This is a genomic window from Streptomyces sp. NPDC048479 (assembly GCF_040651435.1).
GTDB lineage: Bacteria > Actinomycetota > Actinomycetes > Streptomycetales > Streptomycetaceae > Streptomyces.
This window is the reverse complement of record NZ_JBEZKA010000005.1, coordinates 39,832-59,412: the sequence shown is the minus strand read 5'-3', so window position 1 is coordinate 59,412 and position 19,581 is coordinate 39,832. Positions and strand designations below refer to the sequence as shown.

14 protein-coding genes are annotated in these 19,581 nt (G+C 68.0%); 6 read left to right on the top strand and 8 right to left on the bottom strand.

The window, feature by feature from the left end; genetic code table 11:
- Positions 1-56: 56 nt before the first annotated feature.
- From AB0D12_RS09830 to metH, 3 genes are all read right to left on the bottom strand, one after another.
- Complete coding sequence (locus AB0D12_RS09830) at positions 57-1,652, bottom strand: ABC transporter substrate-binding protein (RefSeq protein ID WP_362678982.1); 1,596 nt, start codon at positions 1,650-1,652, stop codon at positions 57-59.
- 502 nt (positions 1,653-2,154) lie between these two features.
- On the bottom strand, positions 2,155-2,856 hold the full coding sequence (locus AB0D12_RS09825) for an HAD family phosphatase (protein WP_362678979.1): 702 nt from the start codon (positions 2,854-2,856) through the stop codon (positions 2,155-2,157).
- Between the two features lie 96 nt (positions 2,857-2,952).
- A complete protein-coding gene (gene metH, locus AB0D12_RS09820) occupies positions 2,953-6,465 on the bottom strand; it encodes a methionine synthase (RefSeq protein WP_362678976.1) in 3,513 nt (1,170 codons plus the stop codon).
- Positions 6,466-6,704: 239 nt separating this feature from the next.
- Here metH and AB0D12_RS09815 point away from each other — a divergent pair, with 239 nt between their 5' ends.
- The 6 genes from AB0D12_RS09815 to AB0D12_RS09790 all read left to right on the top strand — a co-directional run bounded on the left by AB0D12_RS09815 (position 6,705) and on the right by AB0D12_RS09790 (position 13,616).
- Positions 6,705-7,469, top strand: a complete 765-nt coding sequence (locus AB0D12_RS09815) for an IclR family transcriptional regulator (protein WP_326655127.1) — start codon at positions 6,705-6,707, stop codon at positions 7,467-7,469.
- A gap of 244 nt (positions 7,470-7,713) precedes the next feature.
- Positions 7,714-8,502, top strand: coding sequence for an MIP/aquaporin family protein (locus AB0D12_RS09810; protein WP_362678974.1), 789 nt, complete (start codon positions 7,714-7,716; stop codon positions 8,500-8,502).
- 30 nt (positions 8,503-8,532) lie between these two features.
- The gene (gene glpK / locus AB0D12_RS09805; RefSeq protein WP_362678971.1) at positions 8,533-10,068 is read left to right on the top strand and encodes a glycerol kinase GlpK; all 1,536 of its coding nucleotides are present in this window, start codon (positions 8,533-8,535) and stop codon (positions 10,066-10,068) included.
- Positions 10,069-10,074: 6 nt separating this feature from the next.
- Positions 10,075-11,685 (top strand): glycerol-3-phosphate dehydrogenase/oxidase, encoded by a 1,611-nt coding sequence (locus tag AB0D12_RS09800; RefSeq protein ID WP_362678968.1) that lies wholly within the window; start codon positions 10,075-10,077, stop codon positions 11,683-11,685.
- A 162-nt stretch (positions 11,686-11,847) separates the two neighbouring features.
- A complete protein-coding gene (locus AB0D12_RS09795) occupies positions 11,848-12,909 on the top strand; it encodes an LLM class flavin-dependent oxidoreductase (protein ID WP_362678965.1) in 1,062 nt (353 codons plus the stop codon).
- Between the two features lie 35 nt (positions 12,910-12,944).
- Positions 12,945-13,616 (top strand): FadR/GntR family transcriptional regulator, encoded by a 672-nt coding sequence (locus tag AB0D12_RS09790; protein WP_362678962.1) that lies wholly within the window; start codon positions 12,945-12,947, stop codon positions 13,614-13,616.
- Positions 13,617-13,707: 91 nt separating this feature from the next.
- On the opposite strand, the gene AB0D12_RS09785 is transcribed toward AB0D12_RS09790, so the two are convergent.
- Genes AB0D12_RS09785 through AB0D12_RS09765 form a run of 5 tightly spaced genes read right to left on the bottom strand, consistent with a single transcriptional unit; the run spans position 13,708 to position 19,411 of the window.
- The gene (locus tag AB0D12_RS09785) at positions 13,708-14,736 is read right to left on the bottom strand and encodes an ABC transporter permease (RefSeq protein WP_362678959.1); all 1,029 of its coding nucleotides are present in this window, start codon (positions 14,734-14,736) and stop codon (positions 13,708-13,710) included.
- Positions 14,733-16,244 (bottom strand): sugar ABC transporter ATP-binding protein, encoded by a 1,512-nt coding sequence (locus tag AB0D12_RS09780; RefSeq protein WP_362678956.1) that lies wholly within the window; start codon positions 16,242-16,244, stop codon positions 14,733-14,735. The genes AB0D12_RS09785 and AB0D12_RS09780 overlap by 4 nt, the downstream gene beginning before the upstream one ends.
- Before the next feature lie 2 nt (positions 16,245-16,246).
- Entirely contained in the window at positions 16,247-17,284 is a 1,038-nt protein-coding gene (locus tag AB0D12_RS09775; protein WP_362678953.1) for a sugar ABC transporter substrate-binding protein, read from the bottom strand.
- Between the two features lie 25 nt (positions 17,285-17,309).
- A complete protein-coding gene (locus AB0D12_RS09770; protein WP_362678950.1) occupies positions 17,310-18,095 on the bottom strand; it encodes an SDR family oxidoreductase in 786 nt (261 codons plus the stop codon).
- Complete coding sequence (locus AB0D12_RS09765; protein WP_362678947.1) at positions 18,092-19,411, bottom strand: enolase C-terminal domain-like protein; 1,320 nt, start codon at positions 19,409-19,411, stop codon at positions 18,092-18,094. The genes AB0D12_RS09770 and AB0D12_RS09765 overlap by 4 nt, the downstream gene beginning before the upstream one ends.
- Positions 19,412-19,581 lie beyond the last annotated feature (170 nt).

The following is a 19,581-nucleotide window of genomic DNA, read 5'->3' as shown; positions in this document are numbered from 1 at the left end:
CCCCGGGGGGGGGGGCCGCCCCCCCCCCCCGCTTGTCTATCCGGATACCGCGGGGGTCATGCGCTGCCGCGACCCAGCTCCCAGAGCTGCAGGTCGGAGCTGGAGTTGAGCACCCGCTCGACGCCGGTGACACCGACGCGGGCGGCGACGTACTGCTTGCCCTGCCACAGCGGCAGCACCGGGACGTCGTTCGCGACGATGTCCTGCATCTGAGTGAAGGCCTTGGACGCGGCGGTGCGGTCCGCGGAGCGCCGCGACTGCGGGATGAGGTCGCGGACCACGGTGCTCACGTACGGGGTGTTGAGGAAGTTGCCCTTGTCCAGGAACGGGGCGATGTAGTTGTCGGGGTCCGGGAAGTCGGGGAACCAGCCGAGTCCGTAAACCGCGTAGTCACCGTGCTTCTGGGCGGGCCGGAACTTCGACCACTCGGCGCCCTCGACGGTGACGTCGAAGAGCTTGGTGGCGTTCAGCTGGTTCTTGAGCGCCTCGAACTCCTTGGCCGTACCGGCACCGTAGTGGTCGGTCGTGTAGTGGAGCTTCAGCTTCACCGGCGTGGTGATGTTGGCGGCGCTGAGGATCTCCGCGGCCTTGCTGCGGCTCGGCTCGCCGTACTTGTTGTAGAAGGAGTTGGTGTGCGCGGCGATGCTCGTCGGGATGAGCGAGTAGAGCGGCTCCGCGGTGGAGCCGTACACCTCGCCGGCGATGTGACCGCGGTCGACGACCGCCGCCATGGCCTGCCGGACCGCCTTGTTCTTCACCGACGGATCGTTGGTGTTGAAGCCGAGGTAGCGGATCTCCAGACCCGGCATCTCGGTGAGCTCGATGCCCTTCTTCGGGTTCTCGGACAGATCCTTGATCTGCTCGGGCGACATCGCGCGGGTCATGACGTCGATGTCCCCGTCCTCCAGCACCTTGCCCATGGAGGCGGCGTCCGGGAACGACCGCAGCTCGACCTTGTCGTTGAGGAGCTTGAGGTCGCCCTGGTACTTGGGGTTCTTGGTGAAGACGACCCTGGAGATGTTCTCGCCCTTGGTCTCCGTCTTCATGGTGTACGGGCCGGAGCCGTCCACCTGGAAGCCGTCGCGGAGCTTCTTGCCCTCGTAGTTCTTCTTGCTGACGATGCCGGCGGCCGGCGTCGAGAGCTTGTACGGGAAGGTCGCGTCCGGCGTGGCGAGGTGGAAGGCCACCTCGTCGCCGTTGGCCTCGATGGTGTCGATGTTCGCGAGGAGGGCGGCCGTACCGTTGTCGGCGTCGATGTCCCGCACACGCTCGATGGAGAACTTCACATCGTCGGCGGTGATGGGGGTGCCGTCGGCGAACTGCAGCCCGCTGCGCAGCTTGCAGCGGTAGCTCTCGCTCGCGTTGTCCGTGAAGGAGCAGGACTGGGCGGCGTCGGGCACCGGCTCGCCGCCGCCGCGCGGCGCGTGCATCAGCGTCTGGATGGTCTGCCGGAGCACGTTCCAGGCGCCGGTGTCGTACGCGTAGGCCGGGTCGAGGGGCGCGGGCGCGTCCGCGGTGGCGGTGAACTGGTCCGTGGTGCCCACGACAATGGCACCACCGCCGCCGGACCCGCCGTCCGTCCCGCCGCAGGCGACGAGCACGGGCGCGAGCAGGCCGACCACGGCCGGCAGCACCAAAGTCTTACGGTTCATCCTGGACGTACTCCCTCATCCGGCACTGGGATACAGCGATGCTTACGGGACACTCCGCCGCGACCGCCCGTTCGGGGCGGTGCGATCGGGCCGGGGAACAGAACGATCAGTTCTGTGTTCGCGTCGGCTTGATGGCCGCCGGGGCACATCGATGATGCGGCGAAGTTCTCGCGATGAGATTAGTCGGCAACGCCAGGAAAGCTTGACCGCGCCTGAGTTGGAGCGTATTCGCTCAGTGATCAGTTGTGCCTGTGAGTGGATGATCGCGCCACGGAATGATTCGTACACCACTCCATCAATACGGACAGAACGGCGGGACCGACCCGCCCCGGACGGGCACGGAACGGTCTGGACCTATCCCTTCAATGCCACTGAGCGTGACGAATGTCACGCAGCGAAACCCCTTACGGGACGCCGGAAAGCAGTTGCTCATGTCACGGAAAATGAGCGATCCGGTGCCGAGAGTTTCCCGTGTATTCAAGAAACACGGACAGTACACGCATCAGTTCATTGTGGTGATGAGAGTCCGCAGAAAGACAAGGTCGACTTCTTCGAGCGAGCGTACGACCACCCGGCCGTCAGCGGGCGCGATCGGCGCCACGGACGGCACGGCCACCACTCGGCAGCCCGCAGCCTCGGCGGCCGCCACACCCGTCGCCGTGTCCTCGATGACGGCGCATCTCGCCGGCTCGGCGCCCAGCCCCTGGGCGGCGAGCAGATAGGGATCGGGGTGCGGCTTCGTACGCGCCACCTCGTCACCCGCGACGGAGAGCGCGAAGTGCTGGGGGCCGAGCGAGGCAAGGATCCGGTCGATGATGCGGCGGTGGGAGGCGGAGACCAGCGCGGTGGGCACATTGTGCCTGGCGAGCTCGGCGAGCAGCCGGGCGGCACCGGGCATCAGCGGCACACCGCGACTGATGCGGTCCTCGAAGCGGTCATTGAGCAGCACGGTCAGCTCGGCGAGCGTGATGTCCGCGCCGGTGGCCTCGATGAGATACCCGGCGCTGCGCGTCATCGGACCACCGACCACCACGTCCTTCCACGCCTCGTCGAGTCGATGGCCGAGATCGGCGAAGACATCCACCTCCGCGTCCCACCAGAAGCCTTCGGTGTCCACGAGGGTGCCGTCCATGTCGAGAAAGACGGCCTGAAGGGCAGAGCCTTCGGCCGAACGGGTCAAGGACGCGGGGACCGTACTGGTCATCCGGCACACCTCCACTAGGGACGAGAAGGCCGGTCGCCCTCCCAGCTGGGAAGGCGACCGGCCTGCACTGGACCGACCAGTGTACGACTCTGCCGACTAACGTGCGTTGAAGTACTTCGCTTCGGGGTGGTGGATGACGATGGCGTCGGTGGACTGTTCCGGGTGGAGCTGGAATTCCTCGGACAGCTGGACACCGATCCGCTCGGGCTCCAGCAGGGCCGCGATCTTCGCGCGGTCCTCCAGATCGGGGCAGGCGCCGTAGCCGAGCGAGAAACGGGCGCCCCGGTACTTCAGCGCGAACATGTCTTCCACATCGGCCGGGTCCTCGCCCGCGAAGCCGAGCTCCGCACGGACGCGGGCGTGCCAGTACTCGGCGAGGGCTTCGGCGAGCTGGACGGACAGGCCGTGGAGTTCGAGGTAGTCGCGGTAGGAGTCGGACGCGAAGAGCTCGGCGGTCGCCTCGCCGATCTTCGAGCCGACGGTGACGACCTGGAGGCCGACCACGTCGGTCTCGCCGGACTCCTCGGGGCGGAAGAAGTCCGCCAGGCACAGCCGGCGGCCGCGGCGCTGACGCGGGAAGGAGAAGCGGGTCCGCTCGGAGCCGTCCTCGTTCAGGAGGATGAGGTCGTCGCCCTTCGACACGCAGGGGAAGTAGCCGTAGACCACGGCCGCCTCCAGCAGGTTGCGGGTGTGCAGCTGGTCCAGCCAGCCGCGCAGCCGGGGGCGGCCCTCGGACTCGACGAGCTCGTCGTAGGTCGGGCCGTCGCCGGTGCGGGCCTGCTTCAGCCCCCACTGGCCCTTGAAGAGCGCGCCTTCGTCCAGCCAGGAGGCGTACTCCTTCAGCTGGATGCCCTTGATCACCCGCGTGCCCCAGAACGGCGGCTCGGGGACCGGGTTGTCGATGGCCACATCGGAGCGGGCCGCGCCCTCCTCGGGACGCTCCTCGACCACCGCGTTCGTGGTGGCCCTGACCCGGCGTTGCTTGAGTTCGGGGAGGGAGGCTCCGGGGACGCCGCGCTTGACGCCGATGAGGGCGTCCATCAGCCGCAGGCCCTCGAACGCGTCGCGGGCGTAGCGGACTTCGCCTTCGTAGATTTCGTGGAGGTCCTGTTCGACGTAGGCGCGGGTCAGGGCGGCGCCGCCGAGGATGACGGGGTAGTCGGCGGCCATTTTGCGCTGGTTGAGCTCCTCCAGGTTCTCCTTCATGATCACCGTGGATTTGACCAGCAGCCCGGACATTCCGATGACGTCCGCCCGGTGTTCCTCCGCGGCCTCCAGGATCGCCGAGACGGGCTGCTTGATGCCCAAATTCACCACGTTGTAGCCGTTGTTGGAGAGGATGATGTCGACGAGGTTCTTGCCGATGTCATGCACGTCACCACGGACGGTGGCCAGCACGATCGTGCCCTTGCCGTCCGCGTCGGTCTTCTCCATGTGCGGCTCCAGATACGCCACCGCGTTCTTCATCACCTCGGCCGACTGGAGCACGAACGGCAGCTGCATCTGACCGGAACCGAACAGCTCACCGACAACCTTCATGCCCTCCAGCAGCGTGTCGTTGACGATGTCCAGCGCCGGACGGGACTGCAGAGCCTCATCCAGATCCGCCTCCAGACCGTTCTTCTCACCGTCGACGATACGGCGCTCCAGGCGCTCCCCCAGCGGCAGGGCAAGCAGCTCCTGCGCCTTGCCCGCCTTCATCGACTTCATATTGACGCCCTCGAACAGCTCCATGAGCTTCTGCAGGGGGTCATAGCCCTCGGCCCGCCGGTCGTAGATCAGATCCAGCGCGACCCGGACCTCCTCCTCCTTCAGCCGCGCGATCGGCAGAATCTTCGACGCATGCACAATCGCCGAATCCAGACCCGCCTTCACACACTCGTCCAGGAACACCGAGTTCAGCACCACCCGGGCCGCCGGGTTCAGCCCGAAGGAGATGTTCGACAGACCCAGCGTCGTCTGCACCGCCGGATGACGCCGCTTCAGCTCACGAATAGCCCCGATCGTGGCCACCCCGTCCTTACGGGACTCCTCCTGCCCCGTGCAGATCGTGAACGTCAGCGTGTCGATGAGAATGTCGCACTCATGCACACCCCAGTTGCCCGTCAGATCAGCAATCAGCCGCTCCGCGATCGCGACCTTGTGCTCGACCGAACGGGCCTGACCCTCCTCATCGATGGTCAGCGCGATCAACGCGGCACCGTGCTCCCGCGCCAGCGCAGTGACCTTCGCAAACCGCGACTCCGGACCGTCACCATCCTCATAATTGACCGAGTTGATGACCGCCCGGCCACCCAGCTTCTCCAACCCCGCCCGCAGCACGTTCAGTTCGGTGGAATCCAGCACAATCGGCAGCGTCGACGCGGTCGCGAACCGGCCGGCCAGCTCCTCCATGTCCGCCGCACCGTCCCGCCCGACATAATCCACACACAGATCCAGCATGTGCGCGCCCTCACGGATCTGATCCCGCGCAATCTCCACACAGTCGTCCCAGCGGCCCTCCAGCATCGCCTCACGGAACTTCCTGCTGCCATTGGCGTTCGTCCGCTCACCGATCGCCATGTACGAGGTGTCCTGACGGAACGCCACCGTCTGGTACAACGACGCCGCACCCGGCTCCGGACGCGGCTCCCGCACCGTCGGAACAAGACCACGCACCCGCTCCACCACCTGACGCAAATGCTCCGGCGTCGTCCCGCAGCACCCCCCCACCAGCGACAGACCGTACTCACGCACAAACGTCTCCTGCGCATCCGCCAGCTCACCCGCCGACAGCGGATAGTGCGCACCGTTCCTGCCCAGCACCGGCAGCCCAGCATTGGGCATGCACGAGAGCGGAACCCGCGAATGCCGGGCCAGATAGCGCAGATGCTCACTCATCTCCGCCGGACCCGTCGCGCAGTTCAGACCGATCATGTCGATACCGAGGGGCTCCAGCGCCGTCAGCGCCGCACCGATCTCCGAACCCAGCAGCATCGTCCCGGTCGTCTCCACCGTCACCGAGCAGATCACCGGAAGATGCGTGCCGGTCGCCTCCAGCGCCCGACGGGCACCCAGGATCGCGGCCTTCGTCTGCAGCAGGTCCTGCGTCGTCTCCACCAGCAGCGCGTCCGCACCACCGGCGATCATGCCCTCCGCGTTCTGCTGGTACGCGTCCCGCAGCTTCACATACGGAGCGTGCCCCAGCGTCGGCAGCTTCGTACCCGGACCCATCGAGCCCAGCACCCACCGCTGCTGCCCCGTCGACGCCGTGAACTCGTCCGCCACCTCACGCGCGATCCGCGCCCCGGACTCCGACAGCTCGAAGACCCGCCCGGGAATGTCGTACTCCCCCAGCGCCGCCAGGTTCGCACCGAAGGTATTGGTCTCCACACAGTCCACACCGACCGCGAAATACTCCTCATGCACCGACCGGACAATGTCCGGCCGCGTCACATTGAGGACCTCGTTACACCCCTCGAGATTCTCGAAGTCCTCAAGCGTCGGATCCTGCGCCTGCAACATCGTGCCCATCGCACCATCAGCCACCACCACACGAGTGGCGAGCGCCTCACGGAGGGCGTCGATTCGGGTCCGGCTGTCAGCGGAGGGGGTCGGCAACGAGGCCATGGATGTGCTCCCTGGGATGCGACGGCTGTCGGCTTTGCGTCTTCCGGTGGAAGGCGCACGGAGCCAGAGTAGCCGGGCGGCCGCCGACGGGCCTGGGCGTCCCACGAGGCGGACGGCGTCGTGTCTCCGGGCGTCCGTGATGTGTTTCTCGGTCGTGCTGTTTCCAAGGCGGTGACCAAGGTCGACATCGAGCGATAGTGTTCGGCATTGTCGAACTGCATGTGGAGAAGGGCCGACCGATGCCGAAGAACATCCAGTCGCTCGAGCGAGCGGCGGCGATGCTACGACTACTGGCCGGCGGAGAACGCCGACTGGGCCTGTCCGACATCGCCTCGTCGCTGGATCTGGCCAAGGGCACCGCCCACGGCATTCTGCGCACGCTCCAGGCCGAGGGATTCGTCGAGCAGGACCCGGCGTCCGGCCGCTACCAGCTGGGGGCGGAGCTCCTACGGCTCGGCAACAGCTATCTGGACGTGCACGAGCTGCGCGCCCGCGCCCTGGTCTGGACGGACGACCTGGCGCGCTCCAGCGGTGAGAGCGTGCACCTCGGGGTGCTGCACCAGCACGGCGTGCTGATCATCCACCACGTCTTCCGGCCGGACGACAGCCGTCAGGTCCTGGAGGTGGGGGCCATGCAGCCGCTGCACTCCACCGCGCTCGGAAAGGTGCTCTCGGCGTACGACCCGGTGGCGCACAGCGAGGTGATGGAGGTCGAGCGCAAGGCCTTCACCCCGCGCACGGTCACGGGCCTGGCGGACTTCGAGTCGATGCTCGACCACGCGCGGGCGCGCGGCTGGGCCGCCGACGTGGAAGAGACCTGGGAGGGCGTCGCCTCGCTGGCCGCGCCCATCACCGACCGTCGCCGTATGCCGGTGGGCGCGGTGGCCATCACGGGCGCCGTCGAGCGGATCTGCGATGCCGGGGAGCTGAGGTCCGAGCTGGTCGCGGCGGTACGGGACTGTGCCCGCGCGGTCTCCAGGGATCTGGGCGCCCAGCGATTCTGAGCGGCGCTTCGGCCCCGTTCGGCACCCCGTCGGTAACGATCGGGTTTCCGGCAACACAACCCTTGACGTCGTGTTAACACGGGGGCAAAACTGCCGTTCATCGGTCGGCATTGTCGAACACCTACCGGCAATACGCGCTAGGGTGTGACAACGCCAGGGCCGGCAAACGCCCTCACCTGAGGGCGCGGACCACCGGAGGGACCCGGGGTTCGCTTTCCCTGGACGAAGGACAAAGGAGTCGCGGGTGTCCAACTCCGACATCTTCATCGGCGAGATCATTGGTACCGCCGTACTCATCCTGCTCGGTGGTGGCGTGGTCGCCGCCGTCGTACTCAAGCGCTCGAAGGCGCAGAACGCCGGCTGGCTGGCGATCACCTTCGGGTGGGGATTCGCGGTCATGACCGCGGTCTACATGACGGGCACTCTTTCCGGCGCCCACCTCAACCCTGCGGTCACCGTCGGCATCGCGATCAAGGACGGGGACTGGAGCAATGTTCCGGTCTACCTCGCCGGACAGCTGCTCGGCGCCATGATCGGTGCCACTCTGGTCTGGATCGCGTACTACGGACAGTTCCACGCCCACCTCACGGACCCGGAGATCATCTCCGCGGCGCCGCACGAGGAAGGCCTGGTCAGCGAGGAGGCCGCACCGAAGGCCGGACCGGTACTCGGCGTCTTCTCCACCGGCCCCGAGGTCCGGGTCGTGTGGCAGAACCTGGCCACCGAGATCATCGGCACCACGGTGCTCGTGCTTGCGGTCCTGACCCAGGGCCTCAATGCCAGCGGCAAGGGTCTCGGCGTCATCGGTGCACTGATCACCGCGTTCGTCGTCGTCGGCATCGGCCTCTCGCTCGGCGGTCCGACGGGCTACGCCATCAACCCGGCCCGCGACCTGGGCCCGCGCATAGTGCACGCGCTGCTGCCGCTCCCCAACAAGGGCGGCTCGGACTGGGGCTACGCCTGGATCCCGATCGTCGGCCCGCTGATCGGCGGCGCCCTCGCAGCGGGTATCTACAACCTCGCGTTCGCCTAAGCCGACCCTCTGACCTCGCAGGAGCAATCCGTGACCGACACACACACCACCGGCCCGTTCATCGCGGCCATCGACCAGGGCACCACCTCCAGCCGCTGCATCGTCTTCGACACTGATGGCCGGATCGTCTCGGTCGACCAGAAGGAGCACGAGCAGATCTTCCCGAAGCCGGGCTGGGTGGAGCACAACGCCGCCGAGATCTGGACCAATGTCCAGGAGGTCGTCGACAGCGCGGTCGCGAAGGCGGGCATCACCGCCGCCGACGTCAAGGCCATCGGCATCACCAACCAGCGCGAGACCACCGTCCTCTGGGACAAGAACACCGGTGAGCCGGTGCACAACGCCCTGGTCTGGCAGGACACCCGTACCGACGCTCTCTGCAAGGAGCTCGGCCGCAACGTCGGCCAGGACCGCTTCCGCCGCGAGACGGGCCTGCCCCTGGCCTCGTACTTCGCCGGCCCGAAGATCCGCTGGCTGCTGGACAACGTCGAGGGCCTGCGCGAGCGCGCCGAGCGCGGCGAGATCCTCTTCGGCACCATGGACTCCTGGGTCATCTGGAACCTGACCGGCGGCGTCAACGGCGGCGTGCACGTCACCGACGTCACCAACGCCTCGCGCACCATGCTGATGAACCTGCACACCCTCGACTGGGACGAGAAGATCCTCCAGTCGATGGAGGTCCCGGCCGCGGTGCTGCCGGAGATCCGTTCCTCCGCCGAGGTGTACGGGACCGCCAAGAGCGGCGCCCTCGCCGGTGTGCCGGTCGCCTCGGCGCTCGGTGACCAGCAGGCGGCCCTGTTCGGCCAGACCTGTTTCTCCGAGGGTGAGGCCAAGTCGACGTACGGCACCGGCACCTTCATGCTGATGAACACCGGTCACGAGCCCGTCAACTCGTACAACGGCCTGTTGACGACCGTCGGCTACCGGATCGGCGACCAGGCACCGGTGTACGCCCTCGAGGGTTCCATCGCCGTCACCGGTTCGCTGGTGCAGTGGATGCGCGACCAGATGGGCCTGATCAACTCCGCGGCCGAGATCGAGACGCTGGCCTCCTCCGTCGAGGACAACGGCGGCGCGTACTTCGTACCGGCCTTCTCCGGGCTCTTCGCGCCGTACTGGCGTCCCGACGCCCGCGGTGTGATCGCCGGCCTGACCCGCTATGTCACCAAGGCGCACATCGCCCGCGCCGTTCTCGAGGCCACCGCCTGGCAGACCCGCGAGATCAGTGACGCCATGACCAAGGACTCCGGCGTCGAGCTGACCTCGCTCAAGGTCGACGGCGGCATGACCTCCAACAACCTGCTGATGCAGACCCTCTCGGACTTCCTGGACGCACCGGTGGTGCGCCCGATGGTCGCCGAGACGACCTGCCTCGGTGCTGCCTACGCCGCCGGTCTTGCCGTCGGCTACTGGCCGGACACCGACGCGCTGCGCGCCAACTGGCGCCGGGCCGCCGAGTGGACCCCCCACATGGATGCGGACCAACGGGACCGCGAGTACAAGAGCTGGCTCAAGGCCGTCGAGCGGACCATGGGCTGGCTCGAAGACGACGCTGACGAGGAGTAAATCGAGATGACCACCCTGCAGAGCGTCCCTGCCCTGGGGACGCACCCGGCCTCCGGCTCCCTTCCGAGCCGCGCCGAGACTCGGGAGCAGCTTTCCAAGGCGACATACGACCTCCTGGTGATCGGCGGCGGCATCCTGGGCATCTCCACCGCCTGGCATGCGGCGCAGTCCGGGCTGCGGGTGGCTCTGGTGGACGCCGGCGACTTCGCCGGCGCCACCTCCTCCGCCTCCTCCAAGCTTCTCCACGGCGGTCTGCGCTATCTGCAGACCGGCGCGGTGAAGCTGGTCGCGGAGAACCACTTCGAGCGGCGCGCGGTCTCCCGTCAGGTGGCCCCGCACCTGGCCAATCCACTCACCTTCTATCTGCCGGTCTACAAGGGCGGACCGCACGGCGCGGCGAAGCTCGGCGCGGGCGTCTTCGCCTACTCCGCGCTTTCGGCGTTCGGTGACGGCGTCGGCCATGTCATCAGCGCGAACAAGGCGCAGCGTGATGTTCCCGAGCTGCGCACGGAGGGCCTGAAGGCCGTTGCCGTGTACGGCGACGACCAGATGAACGACTCCCGGATGGCGCTGATGACGGTGCGTGCGGCCGTCGAGTCGGGCGCCACCGTTCTCAACCACGCCGAGGTCACCGGGCTGCGCTTCACCAAGGGGCGGGTCACGGGCGCGGAGCTCAAGGACCGTCTGGACGGTACCGAGTTCGGTGTCACCGCCCGTCTGGTGCTCAACGCCACCGGTCCGTGGGTCGACCACCTGCGCCGGATGGAGAACCCGGACGCGGCTCCGTCCATCCGTCTCTCCAAGGGCGCGCACCTGGTGCTCAAGCGGACCTCGCCGTGGAAGGCCGCGCTGGCGACCCCGATCGACAAGTACCGCATCACCTTCGCCCTCCCCTGGGAGGACATGCTGCTGCTCGGTACGACGGACGAGGTGTACGAGGGCGACCCGGCGGATGTCGCGGTCAACGAGAAGGACACCGCGCAGATCCTGGACGAGGCCGCGTTCTCCATCCGGGACCAGCAGCTGTCGCGCGATCTGATCACGTACTCCTTCGCGGGCCTGCGGGTGCTGCCGGGGGGTCCCGGCGACACCTCGAAGGCCAAGCGCGAGACGGTCGTCACCGAGGGCCGCGGCGGCATGCTGTCGGTGGCCGGCGGCAAGTGGACGACCTTCCGTCACATCGGCCGTACGGTGATGAACAAGCTGGCCGCCCTGCCCGGGCAGCCGCTGGGCGAGGACATGGAGCCGATCGCGCATCTGCCGAAGAAGCTCCCGCTGCCCGGGATAGCCAACCCGAACGCGGTCGCCCACCGGCTGCTCGTCGACGGCGGCACGCCGGGCCCACGGATGGCGGCCGACACGGCCCGTCACCTCGCCACCCACTACGGTTCGCTGTCCTTCGACATCGCGCGCCTGGCCAACGAGAACCCGGCGCTCGCCGAGCGCATCCACCCGGACGCGCCGGAGATCTGGGCGCAGGTCGTGTACGCGCGTGACCACGAGTGGGCCGAGACGGCGGACGATGTGCTGCGTCGCCGTACGACGCTGACGATCCGCGGTCTGGCGACGGACGAGATCCGCGGCAAGGTCGACAAGCTGCTGATCGACAAGGCCTAACAGCACGGCACTTGTCTGGCATGGGTAAGGGGCGACCTCCAGGGAGGTCGCCCCTTACCCATGCCATACGGCCGCCCATGCCATACGGCCACCCATGCCATACGGCCACCCACGCCATACGGCCGCCACAGTGCCGCAACATCCCCCAGGGACAGTTGAAGCATGAAGTTTCAAGTGCTCTCTCTCATCAATCACGCTCCGCATCCGCTGACACATGAGCAGCTCTCCCCCGCGGACCGGTTCGAGGAGGTCCTCGCGGTCGGCGAGGCTGCCGAGCGGCTCGGCTTCGACGCGTACTCGATCGGTGAGCGTCACGCGGGCGCGTTCCTCTCGTCGAGTCCCACGGCGGTGCTGGGCGCGCTGGCCGCCCGGACCAGCAGGATCAAGCTGCTGACGGGCGTCACCGTGGTCGCGATCCTCGATCCGGTGCGGGTCGCCGAGGACTTCGCGACCCTCGACCAGATCTCACGTGGCCGGATCGAACTGGTCGTCGGCAAGGGCGCGGAGGCCGGGCACTTCGATCTCTTCGGTCTCGACGAGGCGCGCCAGTGGGACCTCCAGAAGGAGAAGTACGAGCTGCTGCGCAGACTCTGGACCGAGGAAGGCGTGGACTGGGAGGGGGAGTTCCGGCCGCCTCTGCATCGGGTGACCACGGTGCCGCGTCCGTACGCCGGGCCGCCGCGCATCTGGCACGGCTCCGCCACCAGCCTCAACTCCCCGGAGCTGGCCGCCAAGCACGGTGATCCGCTCTTCACCGCCAACGCCGTTCAGCCGCGTGAGGCGTACGCGAAGCTGATCGACCACTACCGCGAGCGCTTCGTCGCGTACGGCCATGACCCGGCCCGTGCCCATGTGGCGGCCGGCTCGGGCGGTCTGCTCATCGGGGACACGGCGGAGCAGGCGGTGACTCGCTACAAGGAGGTGTACGAGGCGTGGGTGCGGCGGAACTTCAAGCCGCATCTGGAGGGCAGAGCGGGCTACAACACCCCGTTCCGCACCATCGAGGACGCGATCGCGGACGGGCCGCAGCTGATCGGCAGCCCGCAGCAGATCATCGACAAGATCCTCGGCTACCACCAGGTGTACCGGCATGATCTGCAGTCGATCACGGTGGACGGTTTCGGGCTCGATGGGGTGGAACAGATGGAAACCCTGCATCGATTTTCCGAGGAGATCGCCCCGATCGTGCGGAAGGAGGCTCCGACCACCCTCTGGGACGCATAATGGGTGCCGATACATCGGATGTCTGGAGGTCGCCCATGGCTGTCACCGACGAGGCCATCGAGAAGATCAAGGGAATGATCGTCTCGGGCGCGCTGCGCCCCGGCGACCGCCTCCCCAAGGAGAGCGAACTGGCCGCCGAGCTGGGGCTGTCCCGCAACTCACTGCGGGAGGCGGTACGCGCGCTGTCGCTGATCCGCATCCTGGATGTACGGCAGGGTGACGGCACCTATGTGACCAGCCTGGACCCGCAGTTGCTGCTGGAGGCGCTGAGCTTCGTCGTGGACTTCCACCGGGACGACACGGTGCTGGAGTTCCTGGCCGTACGCCGCATCCTGGAACCGGCCGCCACGGCGATGGCCACCACCCGGATCAGCGAGAGCGAACTGGACGTACTGAGCGCCCAGCTGGACGCGCTCGGCCCGCAGCCCTCGGTGGAGGAACTGGTCGCAGCCGACCTGGAATTCCACCGCGGCATCGTCCAGACCTCGGGCAATTCGGTGCTCTGCTCACTGCTGGACGGGCTCTCCGGGCCGACCACCCGGGCGAGGGTCTGGCGCGGGCTGACGCAGGAGGACGCGGTCAGCCGTACGCTCCACGAGCACCGGGCGATCCTGTCGGCGCTCCGCGACCGCGACGCGGAGGCGGCGAAGTCGTGGGCGACGGTGCATATCGCGAGCGTGGAGCAGTGGCTGAGGTCAACGCTGTAGCGGGGGCTCCGCCCCGAACCCCGCGCCTCAATCGCCGGGGGGGGCTATCTGTGCGGGGACAAGTCCGCGCAGCGGCCCCGCCCCCGCCCCGTCAGTCCTGCTTCTCCCCGCTCGCGAAGCGGGAGATCACCAGCGCGACAATGATGATCGCTCCGTTCAGGAACTGGTTCCACAGCGCCGGCACTCCGCCCAGCGTCATCACATTGACGACCAGCTGGAGCGTCAGCACACCGGTCAGCGCGCCGAAGAGCGTGCCGCGGCCGCCCTTGAGGCTGATCCCGCCGATCACGGCCGCGGCGAACACCTGGAAGATCCAGCCGTTGCCCTGGGTGGCCGCGACCGAGCCGTAGTGGCCGGTGTAGAGGATGCCGGCGAAAGCGGCGAGCAGGCCGCCGACGGCCAGCACGATCCAGGTGATCCGGTCGACGCGGATACCGGCCGCCCGGGCCGCCTCCGGGTTGCCGCCGATCGCGTACAGCGCGCGCCCGTGGCGCAGATACGCCAGTGCCGCGCCGCCCATAGCGAAGAGTGCCAGACAGATCCACACGGCGGCCGGCGCGCCGAGCCAGTCGGTCTTGCCCAAGTACCTGAAGGACTCGGGGACATCGGTGATCGACTTGCCCCCGGTGATGCCGATGTGAAGGCCACGCAGCATGGTGAGCATGCCGAGCGTGGCGATGAAGCCGTTGACACGCAGCTTCAGCATCAGAAAGCCGTTGATCGCGCCGATCGCCGTACCGACCAGCAGACAGAGCGGGATCGCCGTCCAGACCGGCAACAGCTCCAGGCCCGCGAAGCGCCCGCCCTCCGTCGGCAGGACCAGCCACATGGCGATGACCGGCGCGATGCCGATCGTCGACTCCAGCGACAGATCCATCCGGCCGCAGATCAGGATCAGCGCCTGGCCGAGGACCAGCAGGCTGAGCTCGGAAGACTGCTGGACCACGCTGATCAGGTTGTTCGAGGTGAGGAAGACCGGCGAGACGATGAAACCGATCACCATCAGCACCAGAATCACCGGCACCAGCGAGAAGTCGCTCCACCGGATCAGCCGCAGCCGGCTGCGCGGGCTCGCGGTCTTGAGCTCGTCGGCCGTGAGCGGCCGTATCGTCCCGGTCATTCCTGCTCCCCCACACCTTCCATGGCGGCGACCAGTTCGCGGTCGGTCCACCCACTGCCGAACGTCGCGACCACCCGCCCGTGGAAGAGGGCGAGCACCCGGTCACACACCCGCAGATCGTCCAGCTCGTCCGAGATGATCACGGCCGCGCTGCCCTCGTCCGCCACCCGTCGTACGACTGAGAGCAGCGAGTCCTTGGACTTCACATCGACGCCCGCGGTGGGCCGGACCGCCACCAGCGCGCTGGGTCTACGGGCCAGGGCGCGGGCGACCACGACCTTCTGCTGATTGCCGCCCGAGAGGCCGGAGACGGGCTGCTCCGGTCCCTGCGTCTTGATGTCGAGCGAAGAGATCATGGACTGGGCGAATTCCCTTGTACGAGACGGCAGTACGGTCCCCCAGGGGCCGAGCTGGTCGGTGACGGTGAGCGTGGCGTTCTCGGCGACGCTGCGGCCGATGACCAGCCCTTGGAGGTGGCGGTCCTCTGGGATGTAGCCGATACCGGCGTCGAGCGCGTGCGGGACGCTGCCCGGCTTCACGGCCCGGCCGCGTACGGTGATCCGTCCCGCGCTCGCCCTGCGCATACCGACCAGGGTTTCACCGAGGGTGGTGTTGCCGCTGGCGGCGGCCCCGGCAAGACCCAGCACCTCGCCGGGCCGCACCTCCAGGTCGAGCGGCTCGAACTCGCCCTCCACGGTGAGGCCTTCGGTACGCAGTACCGGCTCCTCGCCCCGGACCGCGCCGACGGGCGCGTGCCACGTCGACGGGCCGCCGGTGGACTCGCCCGTCATGGCCGTGACCAGGTCGTCCTTGGAGAGTTCCGCGACCGGGGCGGTGATGACGTGGCGGGCGTCGCGGTAGACGGTGACGGCGGTGCACAGTTCGTACACCTCCTGCAGATGGTGGGAGATGAAAAGGAACGCCACTCCCCCGCTCTGCAGTTCGCGCAGTTTGGTGAAGAGCCGCTGGATTCCGCGGGCGTCGAGCTGCGCGGTCGGTTCGTCGAGGACGATCAGCCGCGCGCCGAAGGAGAGGGCGCGGGCGATTTCCACGAACTGGCGTTGCTCGACGGCGAGATCCTTCGCCCTGGTCCTGGGGTCGACGCTCACTCCGTATCCGGCGAGGAGCTCCTCGGCGCGCCGCCGCAGCTGCCGCCAGCTGATGAAGCGGCTACCGGCGTCGAAGCGATTCAGAAAGAGGTTCTCGGCGACGGTCAGATCAGGGACGACCATCGACTTCTGGTAGACGCAGGCGACCTTGGACTGCCAGGCCGCCATGTCCCCGAAGGCCGGCGCCGGCTCGCCGTTGAAGCTCACCTCGCCCGCGTCCGGTCTGTGCAACCCGGTGAGGACGCTGACCAGCGTGGACTTGCCCGCTCCGTTGCGCCCGACCAGCGCGTGCGACTCGCCGGGCGTGACGGTGAGGCGTACACCGTCGAGCGCCACGGTCGGACCGAAGCGCTTGACGATGCCTGCCGCGTGTACGGCGGCTGGTGCCTGGTGCTCCATGGCTAGCTCTTCTTCTCCAGCTGGTTGGCCCACAGCTTCGGGTCGTCGACGTTCTCCTTGGTCACCAGTGGCGCGGGCAGCTGGTCCTCGAACCCGTTCGGGATCTTGATGATCGTGGACTCATGGTCGGTCGGACCCTCCTTGGGGGTCTTTCCGTCCAGCGCCTGCTTGGCCCAGTACAGCGCGTACTTGGCGTACAGATCGGCGGGCTGGGAGACCGTGGCGTCGATCTTCCCGGCCTTGATGGCGTCGAGCTCCTCCGGGATGCCGTCGTTGGAGATGATCGTGATGTGGCCCGGGGTGCCGGGGGCCTTCAGCAGCTTCTTCTGCTCGAGCAGCGCGAGTGTGGGCTGCAGGAACACACCGCCGGCCTGCATATAGATGCCGTTGATGTCAGGGTGCGCGGCAAGCGTGGACTGGAGCTTGGCGGACGCGACATCGCCCTTCCAGTCGGTGGCGAGCTCGAAGACCTTGATGCCGGGGAAGTCCTTGGTCATGCAGGACTTGAAGGCCTCGGAGCGGTCCCGGCCGTTGATGGAGGACAGGTCGCCCTGGAACTCCACGACCTTGCCCTTGCCCTTCAGCCGCTCGCCGAGGTACTTGCAGGCCTTCTCGCCGTATGCGCGGTTGTCGGCCCGGACCACCATGTAGACCTTGCCCTTGTCGGGCCGGGTGTCGACGCTGACGACCGGGATCTTCTTCTCCTGAAGGCTCTGCAGCGACTCGGCTATCGCGCCGGTGTCCTGCGGGGCCATGACGACGGCCTTGGCGCCCTGGTCGGTGAAGGTCTGGACGTTGGCGACCAGCTTTCCGATGTCGTTCTGGGAGTTGGTCAGGGACAGCGCGTCGACCTCGCCGTCCTTGACGCCCTTCTCCATGTACTGCTGGTAGGAGTTCCAGAAGTCGCTGTCGCTGCGCGGCAGATCGATGCCCACCTTGCCCCCGCCGGACCCGGTGCCCGAGTCACGGTTGCAGCCCGCGAGGGCCGTCACGGCCAGAAGTACTGTGCAGGCCACGGCACTTGTCGTACGCACTCTCATTGTCCCGTCCTTCGGTGGTGTCGGCTCAGGGCGCTTGGTTCGGGGGACGCAGGCGCAGGCCCTGCATTCCGCCGTCGACGGCGAGTGCCGTGCCTGTGACGGCGGCCGCGGCGGGGCCGGCGAGATAAACGATGGCGGCGGCGACCTCGTCCGCCGCGACCAGCCGTCCGGTGGGCTGGCGGGCCTCGAGGGCGGCACGTTCGGCCGCGGGGTCGGCGGCCCGGTCCAGCAGGCGGCCGATCCACGGGGTGTCGGCGGTGCCGGGGTTGACGCAGTTGACGCGGATGCCTTCGCGGACATGGTCGGCGGCCATTGCGAGGGTGAGTGAGAGGACCGCGCCCTTGCTGGCGCTGTACAGGGCGCGCTGGGGCAGTCCTGCGGTGGCTGCGATGGAGCAGGTCTGGGTGATCGAGACATGGCCGGGGCGGTCCGCGGCGGCGCGGCGCAGATGCGGCAGGGCGTGGCGGGCTACCCGGACCATGCCGAGCACATTGATGTCGAGGACACGCTGCCATTCCTCGTCGGCGTTGTCGGCGACGGTGCCGATGGCGCCGATACCGGCGTTGGAGACGACGGTGTGCAGGGCGCCGAACTCCGCCGCGGCCCTGTCGACGGCCGTGCGGACCGCGGCGTCGTCGGTGACATCGGCGTTGAGGACGAGGACGCCGTCGGGCGCTCCCGCCGTCTCACGGTCGAGTACGGCGACCTGGGCGCCGCGGCTGAGCAGCAGTGTCGCGACGGCGGCGCCTATTCCCGAGGCGCCGCCGGTCACCAGCGCGGACAGTCCCTCGAAGTCCATTGTTCCGCTCATGAGTTGACCTCCTCGATGGTGCGGCGGACCTGCCAGACCGGCCCCTCGGGATAGCGGTGGGCGGCGATCGACTCGGGGAGCATGCGGGCGGAGAAGCCCGGTGCGCGCGGTGCGACATAGCGTCCGGAGGCGATCACGGCGGGGTCGGTGAAGTGCTCGTGGAGGTGGTCGACGTACTCGATGACCCGGTCCTCCCAGCTGCCGGAGACGGCGACGTAGTCGAACATGGCCAGATGCTGGACGAGCTCGCACAGTCCTACCCCGCCGGCGTGCGGGCAGACGGGGACGCCGTATTTGGCCGCGAGCAGCAGGATCGCGATGTTCTCGTTGACACCGGCGACACGCGCGGCGTCGATCTGGACGAAGTCGACGGCCCCGGCCTGGAGCAGCTGTTTGAAGACGACGCGGTTGGCGGCATGCTCGCCGGTGGCGACCTTGACCGGCTGGCCGGCGCGGACGGCGGCGTGGCCGAGGATGTCGTCGGGGCTGGTCGGCTCCTCGATCCAGTGCGGTTCGTACGGGGCAAGTGCCGTCATCCAGCGCAGGGCATCGGCAACGTCCCAGCGCTGGTTGGCGTCCACGGCGATGCGTACGGACGGGCCGACAGCGGCGCGGGCCAGCTTCATCCGCCGTATGTCGTCGTCGAGGTCCGCGCCGACCTTCAGCTTGATCTGGCCGAAGCCGTCGGCGACCGCTTCCTTGGCCAGCGCCACCAGCTTCTCGTCCGAGTAGCCGAGCCAGCCGGGCGAGGTGGTGTACGCGGGATAGCCGCTCTCCCGCAGGTTCGCGGCCCGCTCGGCCCGGCCGGGTTCCGCGGCCCGCAGGATGGCCAGCGCCTCCTCCCGGGTCAGGACATCGGTCAGATAGCGGAAGTCGACGAGCGAGACCAGCTCCTCGGACGACATCGAGGAAAGGAACTCCCACACCGGCCGGCCTGCGCGCTTCGCCGCCAGGTCCCAGGCCGCGTTGACGACCGCGCCGGCCGCCATATGCATCACGCCCTTCTCCGGGCCGAGCCAGCGCAGCTGTGAGTCATGGGTCAGATCGTGGTGGAGCGCGGCCAGGTCGGCTGCGGTACGGGGCGCCGGTCGCCCGACCACATAGGGACGCAGCGCTTCGATGGCCGCGGCGGTGACATCGTTGCCGCGCCCGATGGTGAAGCAGAAGCCGTGTCCTTCGGCCCCGTCGGTCGCGCGCATCACCACATAGGCGGCGGAGTAGTCGGGATCGGGGTTCATGGCGTCCGAGCCGTCGAGCTGTTCCGAGGTGGGAAAGCGGATGTCGTGGACCTCGAACTCCGTGACGGTCTGACTCATGCACGCACCCCCGTGAGACGAACATCGGAGAACATCGGACCTCTTGGTCATCCGATGTATAGCGTCGTCCACGCGGCAACGTCCAGGGCAGGGACGAAATTTCCCGGACACAGCTCGGATGAATCGACTGCTGGACGCCTGGCTCTCCGACGTATGCCCTATCGAGCGGA

What these genes read in the sequence shown, in the direction of transcription:
- AB0D12_RS09830 (WP_362678982.1), bottom strand. Translation starts at nt 1,652, where the DNA reads ATGAACCGTAAGACTTTGGTGCTGCCGGCCGTGGTCGGCCTGCTCGCG.
- AB0D12_RS09825 (WP_362678979.1), bottom strand. Translation starts at nt 2,856, where the DNA reads ATGACCAGTACGGTCCCCGCGTCCTTGACCCGTTCGGCCGAAGGCTCT.
- metH (WP_362678976.1), bottom strand. Translation starts at nt 6,465, where the DNA reads ATGGCCTCGTTGCCGACCCCCTCCGCTGACAGCCGGACCCGAATCGAC.
- AB0D12_RS09815 (WP_326655127.1), top strand. Translation starts at nt 6,705, where the DNA reads ATGCCGAAGAACATCCAGTCGCTCGAGCGAGCGGCGGCGATGCTACGA.
- AB0D12_RS09800 (WP_362678968.1), top strand. Translation starts at nt 10,075, where the DNA reads ATGACCACCCTGCAGAGCGTCCCTGCCCTGGGGACGCACCCGGCCTCC.
- AB0D12_RS09795 (WP_362678965.1), top strand. Translation starts at nt 11,848, where the DNA reads ATGAAGTTTCAAGTGCTCTCTCTCATCAATCACGCTCCGCATCCGCTG.
- AB0D12_RS09790 (WP_362678962.1), top strand. Translation starts at nt 12,945, where the DNA reads ATGGCTGTCACCGACGAGGCCATCGAGAAGATCAAGGGAATGATCGTC.
- AB0D12_RS09785 (WP_362678959.1), bottom strand. Translation starts at nt 14,736, where the DNA reads ATGACCGGGACGATACGGCCGCTCACGGCCGACGAGCTCAAGACCGCG.
- AB0D12_RS09780 (WP_362678956.1), bottom strand. Translation starts at nt 16,244, where the DNA reads ATGGAGCACCAGGCACCAGCCGCCGTACACGCGGCAGGCATCGTCAAG.
- AB0D12_RS09775 (WP_362678953.1), bottom strand. Translation starts at nt 17,284, where the DNA reads ATGAGAGTGCGTACGACAAGTGCCGTGGCCTGCACAGTACTTCTGGCC.
- AB0D12_RS09770 (WP_362678950.1), bottom strand. Translation starts at nt 18,095, where the DNA reads ATGAGCGGAACAATGGACTTCGAGGGACTGTCCGCGCTGGTGACCGGC.
- AB0D12_RS09765 (WP_362678947.1), bottom strand. Translation starts at nt 19,411, where the DNA reads ATGAGTCAGACCGTCACGGAGTTCGAGGTCCACGACATCCGCTTTCCC.